15 protein-coding genes are annotated in these 13,171 nt (G+C 69.3%); 14 read left to right on the top strand and 1 reads right to left on the bottom strand.

The features are described 5' to 3' along the window. The first annotated feature begins 150 nt into the window (after nt 1-150). The 14 genes from ACYBYQ_RS19900 to ACYBYQ_RS19835 all read left to right on the top strand — a co-directional run bounded on the left by ACYBYQ_RS19900 (nt 151) and on the right by ACYBYQ_RS19835 (nt 12,615). Nucleotides 151-1,320, top strand: a complete 1,170-nt coding sequence (locus tag ACYBYQ_RS19900) for a D-alanyl-D-alanine carboxypeptidase family protein (RefSeq protein WP_459618834.1) — start codon at nt 151-153, stop codon at nt 1,318-1,320. 19 nt (nt 1,321-1,339) lie between these two features. Then, complete coding sequence (locus tag ACYBYQ_RS19895) at nt 1,340-2,206, top strand: D-amino acid aminotransferase (RefSeq protein ID WP_459616145.1); 867 nt, start codon at nt 1,340-1,342, stop codon at nt 2,204-2,206. A 77-nt stretch (nt 2,207-2,283) separates the two neighbouring features. Next, on the top strand, nt 2,284-2,556 hold the full coding sequence (locus tag ACYBYQ_RS19890) for a YbeD family protein (protein WP_459616144.1): 273 nt from the start codon (nt 2,284-2,286) through the stop codon (nt 2,554-2,556). A gap of 62 nt (nt 2,557-2,618) precedes the next feature. After that, on the top strand, nt 2,619-3,236 hold the full coding sequence (lipB, locus tag ACYBYQ_RS19885; protein WP_459618833.1) for a lipoyl(octanoyl) transferase LipB: 618 nt from the start codon (nt 2,619-2,621) through the stop codon (nt 3,234-3,236). Nucleotides 3,237-3,292: 56 nt separating this feature from the next. Continuing rightward, nucleotides 3,293-4,303 (top strand): lipoyl synthase, encoded by a 1,011-nt coding sequence (gene lipA, locus ACYBYQ_RS19880; protein WP_459616143.1) that lies wholly within the window; start codon nt 3,293-3,295, stop codon nt 4,301-4,303. Nucleotides 4,304-4,541: 238 nt separating this feature from the next. Beyond that, nucleotides 4,542-5,552, top strand: a complete 1,011-nt coding sequence (locus tag ACYBYQ_RS19875; protein WP_459616142.1) for an aldo/keto reductase — start codon at nt 4,542-4,544, stop codon at nt 5,550-5,552. A 187-nt stretch (nt 5,553-5,739) separates the two neighbouring features. Further along, a complete protein-coding gene (locus tag ACYBYQ_RS19870) occupies nt 5,740-6,267 on the top strand; it encodes a 2,4'-dihydroxyacetophenone dioxygenase family protein (protein ID WP_459616141.1) in 528 nt (175 codons plus the stop codon). Nucleotides 6,268-6,310: 43 nt separating this feature from the next. Continuing rightward, nucleotides 6,311-7,285 carry a tripartite tricarboxylate transporter substrate binding protein gene (locus ACYBYQ_RS19865; RefSeq protein WP_459616140.1) on the top strand — a complete coding sequence of 325 codons (975 nt, stop codon included), beginning with the start codon at nt 6,311-6,313 and terminating at the stop codon, nt 7,283-7,285. Between the two features lie 19 nt (nt 7,286-7,304). Next, nucleotides 7,305-8,036 (top strand): SDR family NAD(P)-dependent oxidoreductase, encoded by a 732-nt coding sequence (locus ACYBYQ_RS19860; protein ID WP_459618832.1) that lies wholly within the window; start codon nt 7,305-7,307, stop codon nt 8,034-8,036. Between the two features lie 43 nt (nt 8,037-8,079). Further along, a complete protein-coding gene (locus ACYBYQ_RS19855; RefSeq protein ID WP_459616139.1) occupies nt 8,080-9,057 on the top strand; it encodes a tripartite tricarboxylate transporter substrate binding protein in 978 nt (325 codons plus the stop codon). Between the two features lie 28 nt (nt 9,058-9,085). Further along, the gene (locus ACYBYQ_RS19850; RefSeq protein WP_459616138.1) at nt 9,086-9,877 is read left to right on the top strand and encodes an SDR family oxidoreductase; all 792 of its coding nucleotides are present in this window, start codon (nt 9,086-9,088) and stop codon (nt 9,875-9,877) included. Nucleotides 9,878-9,890: 13 nt separating this feature from the next. Continuing rightward, nucleotides 9,891-10,610, top strand: coding sequence for an SDR family NAD(P)-dependent oxidoreductase (locus ACYBYQ_RS19845; protein ID WP_459616137.1), 720 nt, complete (start codon nt 9,891-9,893; stop codon nt 10,608-10,610). A 125-nt stretch (nt 10,611-10,735) separates the two neighbouring features. Beyond that, on the top strand, nt 10,736-11,566 hold the full coding sequence (locus ACYBYQ_RS19840; protein WP_459616136.1) for an IclR family transcriptional regulator: 831 nt from the start codon (nt 10,736-10,738) through the stop codon (nt 11,564-11,566). 65 nt (nt 11,567-11,631) lie between these two features. Beyond that, the gene (locus ACYBYQ_RS19835; RefSeq protein WP_459616135.1) at nt 11,632-12,615 is read left to right on the top strand and encodes an NADPH:quinone reductase; all 984 of its coding nucleotides are present in this window, start codon (nt 11,632-11,634) and stop codon (nt 12,613-12,615) included. A gap of 4 nt (nt 12,616-12,619) precedes the next feature. Here ACYBYQ_RS19835 and ACYBYQ_RS19830 read toward each other — a convergent pair whose 3' ends face one another. Beyond that, nucleotides 12,620-13,171, bottom strand: coding sequence for a cob(I)yrinic acid a,c-diamide adenosyltransferase (locus tag ACYBYQ_RS19830; protein ID WP_459616134.1), 552 nt, complete (start codon nt 13,169-13,171; stop codon nt 12,620-12,622).

Here is a 13,171-nt window from a genome sequence, read left to right as displayed (position 1 = left end):
TATAATTGTCAGCCTTCCGCCCCGCATGCCGGGGCGTTTCCCTGGATACCGTTGCCGATGAAGAATTCTTCCCAGTCCGTTCACGTTCCTCTTGCGTATGCGCGCCGCGCGCTGGCGGCCACCCTGGCCTCGGTGCTGGTCGCCGCCTCGATGCCTGCCGCCGCCCAGCCGGCGCCGGCCGCGCCGGCCTCGCAGACGCCGGCCCAGATGCTGGCCTTCGCCGACCCGGCTGCCGCGCAGGTCGGCGACATGTCGCCGGTGCCGGCGCCCACCATCGCGGCCAAGGCCTGGATTTCGGTGGACGTGAACAGTGGACAGACCCTGGCCTCGTCGAATCCCGACATGAAGATCGAGCCGGCCTCGCTCACCAAGATCATGACGGCCTATGTGGTGTTCAACGCCCTCGAGGAAAAGCGCATCACGCTGGACCAGCAGGTGACGGTGTCCGAGCATGCGTGGCGCACCGGCGGCTCGCGCATGTTCATCGAGCCGCGCAAGCCGGTCACGGTGGACGAGCTCAACCAGGGCATGATCGTGCAGTCGGGCAACGACGCCTCGGTGGCCCTGGCCGAGGCCGTGGCCGGCAGCGAAGGCGCCTTCGCGGCGCTGATGAACCAGGAGGCCGCGCGCCTGGGCATGAAGAACACCCACTTCATGAACGCCACGGGCCTGCCCGATCCGCAGCACGTCACCACCACGCGCGACCTCGCCATCCTGGCCGCGCACCTGATCTCCGACCACCCCGACTACTTCCACTACTACAAGCAGAAAGAGTACACGTACAACAAGATCACGCAGCCCAACCGCAACCGCCTGCTGTGGGCGGATCCTTCGGTCGACGGCATGAAGACCGGCCATACCGACTCGGCGGGCTATTGCCTGGTCACCACGGCGCAGCGCGGCGATCGCCGCATCCTGACGGTGCTGGTGGGCGCCGACAGCGAAGCCACGCGCGCCGAGGAAAGCCTGAAGCTGCTCAACTGGAGCTTCCAGAACTTCGACACCGTGAAGCTGTACGGCGACAACCAGCCCGGCCTGGACGTGCGCGTGTGGGAAGGCAAGGTGGACAGCGTGCGCCTGGGGCCGCCGCAGCCCGTTTGGCTCTCCGTGCCGCGCGGCAAAGGTACCGAGATCAAGCCCGTGGCGCAGCGCACCGACCCGCTGGTGGCCCCCCTCACCAAGGGCCAGCAGGTGGGCACGCTGCAGCTCACGCTGGACGACAAGCTGCTGCGCACCGAGCCGCTGGTGGTGCAGCAGGACGTGGAGCGCGCCGGCTTCTTCGGGCGCATGGTCGACGTGGTGACCCGCTGGTTCCAATAACCTACTTCAGGAGTACTTCATGATCCCGGGCATGCCGGCCGACAGCCAGGTCTATCTCAATGGCGAGTTCATGCGCATCGACGAGGCCAAGGTCTCGGTGCTGGACCGCGGTTTCATCTTCGGCGACGGCATCTACGAGGTGGTGCCCGTCTATCGCGGCAAGCCATTCCGCATGGCCGAGCACCTCGATCGCCTCGACCGCAGTCTGGCGGCGCTGCGCATCGCGCAGCCCTTCGATCGCAAGGGCTGGGAGTCCGTGGTGACGCAGCTGATCGAGCGCGCCGCCACGCCCACCTGCATCGTCTACCTGCAGGTCACGCGGGGCGTGGCCAAGCGCGACCATGCCTTCCCGGCCGTGGCCGTCCCGCCCACCGTGTTCGGCATGACCTCCGCGTTCAATCCGCCGTCGGCCGCGCAGCGCGACCAGGGCATCGTGGCGATCTCCATCCCCGACGAGCGCTGGCTGCACTGCGAGATCAAGTCCGTGTCGCTGCTGGGCAACGTGCTGGCGCGCCAGCAGGCCGTGGACGCGGGCGCCGACGAAGTGCTGCAGTTCCGCGACGGCTGGCTCACCGAAGGCTCCTCGTCCAACGTCTGGGTGGTGTCCGGCGGCAAGCTGCTGGCCCCGCCCAAGAACAACCTCATCCTGGAAGGCATACGCTACGGCCTCATGGGCGAACTGGCCGAGGAGGCCGGCATTGCCTTCGAGGCGCGCCGCATCAGCCAGGAGGAAGTCGGCGCTGCCGACGAGATCATGGTGTCGTCCGCCACCAAGGAGCTCCTGCCGGTGGTGCGCCTCGACGGCCGTCCGGTGGGCGAGGGCCGGCCCGGCCCGGTTTATGCCCGCCTGCGTGCGGGGTATGATGCCCGTATCGCCGCGCTCTAGCGGCCGCCGCCGGGCCGCGCGCCGCGCGGTCCGGGCCATTCCTGCATGAGCCGGCCATCGCTGCCGGGCAGCCCGCCATGAACATTCCCCCCGAAGAATCCCTGATCGAATATCCCTCGGACTTTCCCATCAAGGTGATGGGCAGGCATCATCCGGATTTTGCCCAGGCGCTCACCGAAGTCGTGCTGCAGCACGATCCCGGGTTCGATCCCGCCACCGTCGAGATGCGTCCCAGCAAGGGCGGCAATTACCTCGGGCTCACGTTCACCGTCCGCGCCACCTCGCGCGAGCAGCTCGATGCGCTGTACTGCGCGCTGCATGGCCATCCCATGGTGTCCATCGTCCTGTAGGCGTGGAAACCGCGGTCAAATGGCTGGCGCGGCCGGCCGAGTACCAGCCGGTGTGGCACGCCATGCGGACGCATGCCGAGCGCCGCACGCCGGCAACGCCCGACGAGGTCTGGCTGTGCGAGCATGCGCCGGTCTACACGCTGGGGCAGGCCGGGCTCGACAGCCACCTGCTGGCGCCGGGCGCCATCCCGGTCGTGCGCTGCGATCGCGGCGGCCAGGTCACCTATCACGGCCCGGGGCAGGTCACCGTCTATCCGCTGGTGGACCTGCGGCGCGCCGGCATCTACGTGCGCGACTACGTCGCCCTGCTGGAGGATGCCGTCATTGCCACGCTGGCCGCCTTCGGCGTGGCCGGCGCCTGCCGCCAGTCCGGCGCGCCGGGCGTGTACGTGCCGCACGCGGCCGATGGCACGCTGGCCAAGATCGCGGCCCTGGGCCTGAAGGTGCGCAACGGCGCCGCCTATCACGGCGTGTCGCTCAACGTGCACATGGACCTGGCGCCCTACCTGGGCATCAATCCCTGCGGCTATGCAGGCCTGCGCACGACGGACATGGCCAGTTGCGGCGTCGCGGCCTCCCTCGAAGCGGTGGGGGAGGCCCTGGCCGGGCGCATTCTTGCGGGATTGCGGCGGGCTCCGCCTGCGCTGCGGGCCGGCGCCGCGGACCGGGCTCCCGCTTAATGGGTACACTAACCCTTTTGTGATCCGGCGGGCCGAGCCCGCCCCGAAGGTGCCCCATGTCCAGCCCCGTGTCTCCCGCGCCCGCCGCGGACGCAGCATCCCAGGCGTCCGCCGCCACGCCCACGGCCTACGACGCCACGCAGAAGCAGAAGTCCCAGGCCAAGACGGCGCGCATCCCGATCAAGATCGTGCCGGCCGAGCGCCTCAAGAAGCCCGAGTGGATCCGCGTGCGCGCGGCCTCGCCGGGCTCGCGCTTCTACGACATCAAGCGCATCCTGCGCGAGCACAACCTGCATACCGTCTGTGAAGAGGCGTCGTGCCCCAACATCGGCGAATGCTTCGGCAAGGGCACGGCCACCTTCATGATCATGGGCGACAAATGCACGCGCCGCTGCCCGTTCTGCGACGTGGGCCACGGCCGCCCCGATCCGCTGGATCCGCACGAGCCGGCCAACCTGGCCCGCACCATCGCCGCGCTGAAGCTGTCGTACGTGGTGATCACCTCCGTCGACCGCGACGACCTGCGCGATGGCGGCGCGGCGCACTTCGTGGACTGCATCACGCAGGTGCGGGCGCTGTCGCCCGAGACCCGCATCGAGATCCTGGTGCCGGATTTCCGCGGCCGCCTCGATCGCGCGCTGGCCATCCTCAACAGCGGCCCGCCCGACGTGATGAACCACAACCTCGAGACGGTGCCGCGCCTGTACAAGCAGGCGCGTCCGGGTTCGGACTACGCCCACTCGCTCAAGCTGCTGGCCGAGTTCAAGGCGCTGCACCCCGAGGTGCCGACCAAGTCCGGCCTGATGGTGGGCCTGGGCGAGACCGACGAGGAAATCCTGGAAGTGATGCGCGACATGCGCGCGCACGGTGTCGACATGCTGACCATAGGGCAATACCTCCAGCCCTCCGAGCACCACCTTCCGGTGCTGCGCTACGTGCATCCCGATACCTTCGCGATGTTCGAGCGCGAGGCCTATGCCATGGGCTTCACGCACGCCGCCGTCGGCGCCATGGTGCGCTCGTCCTACCACGCCGACCTGCAGGCCCACGCCGCCGGCGTGAACTGACCGCCCCAGCCGGCCACCCCGCCTGACGCCCTCCGCAACTGCGTATAGGGTGTCAGACACCATGCATGATCGCGTATAAGGTGTCTGACACCATCCGGTCATGATTGCGTATAGGGTGTCAGACACCGCCGGCGCTGCGTATAAGGTGTCTGACACCTCCAGCTGCCATGCGCGGGCGGGGTTCCGGCGGTATGCTGGGGGGCATCGTCATCGATTCTCCCTACGCAAGGACGCAAGCATGGACTACCGTCGACTCGGCAACAGCAATCTGCGCGTTTCGCCGCTCTGCCTGGGCACCATGATGTTCGGGCAGCAGACGCCGGACGAGGAAGCCGCCGCCATCGTGGCCTCGGCGCGCGACCACGGCATCAATTTCATCGACACGGCCGACGTCTACAACGGCGGGCGCTCGGAAGAGGTGGTGGGCCGCCTGATCGCCGGCGACCGCTATGGCTGGGTGCTGGCCACGAAGCTCGGCAACAAGATGGGCGAAGGCCCGAACCGCTCGCACTATTCACGCCAGTGGCTGGTGCACGGCGTGGAGCAGAGCCTGCGCCGGCTGGGCACCGACTACATCGACATCCTGTACCTGCATCGCGATTTCCACCAGGAGAATCTCGAGGAGCCCCTGCGGGCGCTGGGCGACCTGATACGCGCAGGCAAGCTGCGCAGCTATGGGCTGTCGAATTTCCGGGGCTGGCGCATCGCCGAGGTGATGCGCCTGTGCGACAAGCTGGGCGTGCCCGGGCCCGTGGTGTGCCAGCCCTACTACAACATGCTGAACCGCGGCCCGGAGGTGGAGATCCTGCCCGCCTGCGCGCACTATGGCATGGGCGTGGTTCCCTACAGCCCCATCGCGCGCGGCGTGCTCACCGGCAAGTATGCGCCCGGCCAGCCGCCGGCGCCCGACACCCGCGCCGGACGTGGCGACAAGCGCATCCTGGATACCGAGTTCCGTGAGAAATCGCTGCAGATCGCCCACAAGCTCACCGAATACGCGACCGGCCGCGGCATCCGGCCCGGCCATTTCGCCACTGCCTGGGTGCTGGCCAATCCCATCGTCAGCTCGGTGATCGCCGGCCCGCGCACCATCGCCCAGATGGAGGACTACTACGCGGCGCTCGAGGTTGCCGTGACGCCGGAAGAAGAGGCCATGGTCGATGGCTGGGTGGCGCCGGGCCACGCGTCCACGCCGGGCTACAACGATCCCAGCTATCCCTTCTACGGGCGGCCCGTGGCGCGCAGCTAGGCCGGCGCGCCGCGGCCGCGCGTTGCGCCGTGCCGTAGACCACGAGCCCCGCCTGCTGGCGGGGCTTTGTCTTGTTGTGGTGCAGCTAAGGGAAAGCCCGGGATCTTGCGGGGGCGCGGCCCTGGCTATACTTTGTCCATAACATAAACATATATTCCATAATATGGACAATCTGCGGAGAGACAACATGCCCATCGACAAGCCCGACGCCGATCCGATGATGCCGTACCAGCATCCCAACCCGCCCGAGGCGCGGCCGGAACTGGTGATCCCCCATGCCATACCCACCGACGAGCGGCTGTGGGTGCCGCAGGCCGAGAACGTCTGGTTCCGGCCGCTCTGTCTGAACGCCAGCCAGGGCTACTGGATGAACCTGCTGAAGGTGCGCAAGTCGGGCGTGCTGAGCCGCCACCGGCATCCGCAGGCGGTGCACGGCTTCGTGCTGAAGGGCCGCTGGCGCTATCTCGAGCACGATTGGGAAGCCACCGAGGGCAGCTATGTCTTCGAGCCTCCGGGCGAGACCCACACGCTGTACGTGCCGCCCGATGTGGACGAGATGATCACGTACTTCCAGGTGAACGGCGTCATGTACTACACCGATCCCTGGGGCAAAGGCACGGGCTACGAAGACGTCTTCACCAAGATCGACATGTGCCGCAGGCATTTCACCGAGGTGGGCCTGGGCGCAGACTACGTGCAGCAGTTCATCCGCTGACGATCCATCACAAGAGGCGATAGCGCCCGCGAGGAGACAGAAAGTGAAAGCATGGCACGGCGTGGCCGCCGCCTTCGTGGCGGCCGGCATCTTCTGCTCGCCCGGCCCGGCCGCGGCGGCCGGCGATTATCCGGCGCGTCCGGTGGAGCTGGTGGTGAATTTCCCGCCGGGCGGCGGCACCGACGTGGTGGCGCGCGCCTTCGCGGAAGCGGCGAGGCCGCACATGGCCCACGGCTTCGTGGTGGTGAACAAGCCCGGGGCAGCCGGCGCCATCGGCCTCACGGACGTGGGCAATGCCAAGCCGGACGGCTACCGCCTGGGATTCGTCACGGTCGACATGACCAGCGTTCCGCACCTGGGGCTCACCAAGCTGACGGTGGACGATTTCGTGCCCGTGGCGATGCTGAGCGAAGACCCTTCCGCGCTCACCGTGCGCGCCGACGCGCCGTACAAGACGGTGGAGGAATTCATTGCGGCGGCGAAGCAGAATCCCGGCGGGCTGCAGGTGGCCAACCCGGGCATGGGGTCCATCTACCACCTGGCCGCGGAGATGTTCGAGGCCGCCGTGGGCGTGGACCTCAATCCCGTGCCGTTCACGGGCGCCAACCCGGCCGTGCTTTCGCTGCTGGGCGGGCACATCGACGCGGTGGTCACCAGCCCTGCCGAGGTGGCGCAGCACGTGGCGGCCGGCAAGCTGCGCATCCTGGGCATCATGGCCGAGGAGCGCATGGCCACCTTCCCCGACGTGCCCACCCTGCGCGAGAAAGGCCACGACGTGGTGATCGGCGCATGGCGCGGCCTGATTGCGCCCAAGGGAACGCCGCAGCCCGTGGTGGACGACCTGCGCCGGATCAGCCGGGCCGCGCTCGACGAGCCGCTGTTCCGCGACACGCTGGCCAAGCAGAACCTGAGCGTGGTCTACAAGGACCAGGACGCGTTCGCGCAGGTCATCCAGAGCGACAACGTGCGCTTTCGCGAGCTGCTGTCCCGGCTGGGCCTGCTCGTTGCCACGAAGTGAGGCGCGCGCCATGCATGCCATGCATTCCGCCAGGGCCGGATACGACTACACCGGGCGCGTTGCCGTCGTGACCGGCGGCAGCAGCGGCATCGGCGCCGAGATAGCGCGCCAGCTGCGCCACCACGGCGCCACGGTGGCGGTGTGGGACCTGCAGCCGCCCGCCTCGGCAGGGCACGCCTGGACGGTGGACGTGACCGACCGCGCCAGCGTAGCCCAGGCCTGCGCCGGTACGCTGGCGCGCCTGGGCACCATCCACATGCTGGTGAACAGCGCCGGCTATGCCGGCCCCACGCTGCCGCTGGACCAGTACGAGCCCGAAGCCTGGGACCGCATCGTGCAGGTAAACCTGACGGGCGTGTTCAACGTGTGCCGTGCCGTGGTTCCGGTCATGCGCGCCGCCGATACCGGACGCATCGTCAACGTGGCGTCGCTGGCCGGCAAGGAGGGCACGCCCGACGCCGCCGCCTACAGCGCCGCCAAGGCCGGCGTGCTGGCGCTCACCAAGTCGCTGGGCAAGGAGCTGGCCCCCACCGGCATCCGCGTGAACGCCGTGGCGCCCGCCGCCGTGCGCACCAGCCTGCTCGAGCAGATGTCGCCGGCCCATGTGCAGACCATGATCGCCAAGAGCCCGATGCGGCGCCTGGGCGAACCCGGCGAAGTGGCCGAAATGGTGGCCTGGCTGTGTTCGGACTCGTGCACTTTCAGTACCGGCGCGGTATTCGATCTTTCCGGGGGGCGCGCCACCTACTGAGCCCCTCGCCCCACGACAGCAATAAAACCAGACTGGAGACATCATGAAACGCCGCGTGTTCAACCACTGCATTCTTTCCACCCTGCTCGGCGCCGTTGCGCTGGCCGCACTGCCGGCCGCACAGGCGCAGGACAAGGGCTTTCCCAGCCGCTCGATCGAACTGGTGGTGCCGTTTGCCGCCGGCGGCGGCACCGACGCCATGGCGCGCGCCATGTCCGACGCTTCGCGCAAGCACCTGCCGCAGCCCATCGTGGTCCTGAACAAGCCGGGCGCAGCCGGCGGCATCGGCCTGACCGAAGTCGCCAACAGCGCCCCGGACGGCTACAAGCTGGCGCTGGTGACGGCCGACATGGTGATCATTCCGCACCTGGGCCTCACCAAGACCACCTACCAGCAGTTCACGCCCATCATCCAGCTCAACGCCGACCCTTCGGCGATCACGGTGCGGGCCGACTCGCCCTACGACACCATCGAGGCATTCCTGGACGCCGCGCGCGCCAAGCCCGAGACCATGCAGGTGGGCAACGCGGGCATCGGCTCGATCTGGCACCTGGCCGCGGCTGCGCTGGAGGACAAGACCGGCGCCAGGTTCAACCACATCCCGTTCAACGGCGGCAATCCCGCGGTGCTGGCGCTGCTGGGCGGCCACATCGACGCGGTGGCCGTCAGCCCCGCCGAGGTGGTCCAGTACGTGCAGGCCGGCAAGCTCAAGACCCTGGCGGTCATGGCCGACGAGCGCGTCAAGGGATTCGAGAACGTGCCCACCCTGAAGGAACGCAAGATCGACCTGTCCATCGGCACGTGGCGCGGCATCGCCGCGCCCAAGGGCACGCCCCAGCCGGTGCTGGACACGCTGGGCGCCGCATTCCGCAAGGCCGCGGCAGAGGACAGCCTGAAGCAGTTCATGGCCAAGCAGAACCTGGGCTACGTGGTGGCCGACCAGCAGGCGTTCACCGCGCTCATGGAGCGCGACAATGCAACCTTCAAGCAGTTGATAGAGAAGTTCGGCATGCGCCCGTAGCGCCGGCCGGACGCAACCAGGAGTGAACATGGATCTGGGCATATCGGGCAGGACTGCCCTGGTGGGCGGGGCGAGCAAGGGCCTGGGCTACGGCTGCGCGCTCGCGCTGGTGCGCGAGGGCGTGAACGTGGTCATCGTGGCGCGCGGGGCCGAGGCCCTCGCGGCGGCCGAACAGCAGCTGCTGCAGGCCCGCACGCGGCCTGACAGCTTCGTGAAGGCCGTGGCGGCGGACATCACCACGCCGGCGGGCCGGGACGAGATCTTCGCGGTGCAGCGCGACTACGACATCGTCGTCACCAACGCCGGCGGACCGCCGCCGGGCGACTTCCGCGACTGGGGGCGCGCGCAGTGGGTGGCCGCGCTGGAGGCCAACATGCTCACGCCCATCGAACTCATCAAGGCCACGGTGGACGGCATGGCCGAACGGGGCTTCGGCCGCATCGTCAACATCACGTCCAGCGCCGTGAAAGCGCCCATCGACGTGCTGGGCCTGTCCAATGGCGCGCGCAGCGGGCTCACGGGCTTCGTGGCGGGCCTGGCGCGCAGCAGCATCGCCAGCCGCGGCGTGACGATCAACAACCTGCTGCCGGGCGCCTTCGCCACCGACCGCCTCGAGTCGGCGCTGTCGGCCATGGCAGCCAAGTCCGGCCAGGACCTCGACGCCGTGCGTGCGGCGCGCCAGGCCGGCATACCCGCCGGACGCTTCGGCAATGCCGAGGAGTTCGGTGCCATCTGCGCCTTCCTGTGCAGCATGCAGGCCGGCTACCTCACCGGCCAGAACGTGCTGGCCGACGGCGGCGCGTATCCCGGCACTTTCTGACTTCATCCCCGTCATGACATACCAAGCGGATCTCTTCAAGGGCAAGACGGCGCTGGTCACCGGCGCCACCCAGGGCATAGGCGCGGCCATCGCCAACCGCCTGGCGGCGCTCGGCGCGCGCACCATTGCAACCGGCCTGGAGTCCGGCGCCGGCGCGCTGGAGCCCGGCATCGAAGTGCGCCTGGGCGACGTCAGCCAGGCCGACGGCGTGCAGGCCATGCTCGAGGGCCTGGACGCGCTGGACATCGTGGTGAACTGCGCCGGCATCATCAGGCGCGGCGCGGAGCACGACCCGGCCGTGTTCGAGCAGGTGCTGGCCGTGAACCTCACCGGCACCATGCGCGTGTGCAGCGCCGCGCGCGAACGCCTGGCGCGGCGCGGCGGCTGCATCGTCAACACGGCGTCCATGCTCAGCTTCTTCGGCGGCTCGCTGGTGCCGGCCTATGCGGCCAGCAAGGGCGGCGTGGCGCAGCTGACCAAGTCGCTGGCCCTGGCCTATGCGGCAGACGGCATCCGCGTGAATGCGGTGGCGCCGGGCTGGATCGCGACGCCGCTGACCCAGGCCCTGCAGGACGATCCGGCGCGCTCCGGCCCCATCCTCGCGCGGACCCCGCTGGGCCGCTGGGGCAAGCCCGAGGACGTGGCCGACGGCGTGGTCTTCCTGTGCACGCCGGCCGCCGCCTTCATGACCGGCGTGATCCTGCCCGTGGACGGCGGCTACCTGGTGGCCTAGGATCCCCGTACGCGCCGCGGTCCAAAGCGCAGGGGCGTTGCTGCGCGGGGGATTCTTTGCGCAGATAATGGCGGGGTTGCGCCGTATCCGCGCCTTTCCGCCTTCCGAACACCACGCGTCCAGCCATGCCCGCTTCCCAGCCCCTCTCCCGATCATCCGGCGCCCAGGTGGCGGGGACCGCCGCGTTCTCGAAGTTCATGCACCTGATGCAGCTGGTGGCCGACACCCCGGAGCCCATGACCGTGGCCGAGCTCAGCAAGCTGAGCGGCTATCCGCGTCCCACGGTCTATCGCACGGTGGCTGCGCTGGTGGCCGAACGCCTGCTCGCCGAGCATCCGCGCACCGGCAAGCTCACGCTCGGGCCGCGCCTGATCCAGCTCGCCAGCCGCAGCTGGGGCCGCTCCGAGCTCCGGCTGGCGTCGGTCGAAGACCTCAAGCGCCTGCGGGATATCACCGGAGAAACCGTGCACCTGGCCGTGCCCAACGGCCCGCACATGACCTACATCGAGAAGCTGGAGAGCCCCAGCGCCGTACGCATGAGCTCGCGCATCGGCACCAGCGTGTCCATGCACTCCACCTCCGTCGGCAAGGCCTACCTGGCCATGCTCGACGGGGCGGCGCAGGAAGCGGCGCTGGCAGCGCTGGCCCAGCCCTTCGAGCGCTATACGCCCAACACCCTGGAAGACCTCGATGCGCTGCGCCGCCAGCTCAGGCAGGTGCGCGAGCGCGGCTGGGCCGTCGACGAAGAGGAGAACGAGGCGGGCATCTACTGTTTCGGCGCGCCGGTCTTCGGCGCGGGCGGCATGCCGGTGGCCGCCATCAGCGTGAGCACATTGCGTTTCCGGCAGAAGGACGACCCGGAAGCGGCCTATGTGAGGCCGCTGCTGCAGGCCTGCCGCGCGATCACGCAACGCATCGCCGAGACGCCGGCGCTGTCGGAGGCAGACATTCTGTAGGCCGCGTCCTGATTGCCGCGGCCGGGCGCAGCCCCGCACTTTCCCTGACTCTTGGAGGATGCCTCATGCGCGCAGCCTGGTATGGAAGGAACGGACCCGCACGCGACGTGCTGGAAGTCGGCGAACTGCCTGATCCCGAACCCGGCCCGGGGGAGGTGCGGGTGCGGCTGGCCACCTCGGGCGTCAACCCGTCCGACGTGAAGTCGCGCGCCGGCAGCAGGCCGGTCACGCAGGGCGTGATCGTGCCGCACAGCGACGGCGCCGGCGTCATCGACCGGGTGGGAGAGGGCGTGGCGGCCGCGCGGACCGGGCAGCGGGTGTGGGTCTGGAATGGCCAATGGCAGCGTCCACGCGGCACGGCGGCGGAATTCATCGTCGTGCCGGCCGGGCAGGCGGTGCCCTTGCCGGACGGCGTGTCCTGCGAGGCGGGCGCCTGCCTCGGCATACCGGCGCTGACCGCTGCCCATGCGGTGGAGAAGGCGGGCGACATCGCCGGCAAGCCGGTGCTCGTCATCGGCGCGGCATCGGGCGTGGGGTTTTATGCGGCGCAGATGGCGCGTGCCGCCGGCGCCCGGGTGATCGGTACGGCGGGCTCGGACGACAAGAAGGCGCTGCTGGCGCGCCTGGGATTTGCCGATGTCATCGACTACAAGACCGAATCGGTGGCCGACCGCGTGCTGGCGCTGACGCAGGGACAGGGGGTGCAGGCAGTCATCGACATGGACTTTTCCACCAGCGCCCGGCTGGTATCCGCAGGCGCGGTGGCGGCGCACGGGGCGTTCGTATGCTACGGCTCGAATTTCCGGGGCGACGTGCCGCTGGAGTTCGCCGCATGGCTGCCGCGCTCGATCAGCCTGCACTTCTTCCTGGTGTATGACCTGCTGCCCGCCGACAGGCAGCGCGCCATCGACCGCGTGCAGGCCCTGATGCAGGATGGCCGGCTGGAACACCAGGTGGGCGCGGTGTATGCGCTGGACGACATCGTGTCGGCGCACGAGGCGGTGGAGTCGGGCAGGGTGCTGGGCAATGTGGTGGTGAGCCTGGGCTGAAGCCTCAGGTCGTGCGCCGCTGCCAGTAGACGTCGGGCCGGCCGGCTGCGCGGTTCAGCGTGCGGGCGAGCACGAACAGCAGGTCCGACAGGCGGTTCAGATACTGCCGGGGCGCGGCTTCCACCGGCTCCAGGGCCTGCAGCGCCACCACGCTGCGCTCGGCGCGGCGGCAGACCGTGCGCGCCACGTGGGCCTGTGCCGCGGCCTGGCATCCGCCGGGCAGGATGAATTCCTTGAGGGCCGGCAGGCTGGCGTTGTAGTGGGCCAGGCGGGCGTCCAGGAACGCGACGTGGCCGGCGGCCAGCGCGCGATGGCCGGGTATGCACAGCTCCGCCCCGAGGTCGAAGAGATCGTGCTGCACGGTATCGAGGTCCTGCGCGATGTCCGCCGGCACCCCGGGCAGCGTCTGCAGCAGCCCGATGGCGCTGTTGAGTTCGTCGACGTCGCCCAGCGCGGCGATGCGCGGGGCGTTCTTCGCGGTGCGGCTGCCGTCGCCCAGGCCGGTGGTGCCGTCGTCTCCGGTGCGGGTGGCGATCACGGACAAGCGGTTGGCCAT

It is taken from the genome of Bordetella sp. 2513F2 (assembly GCF_054642735.1).
This window is presented reverse-complemented; position numbering and strand designations above follow the sequence as displayed.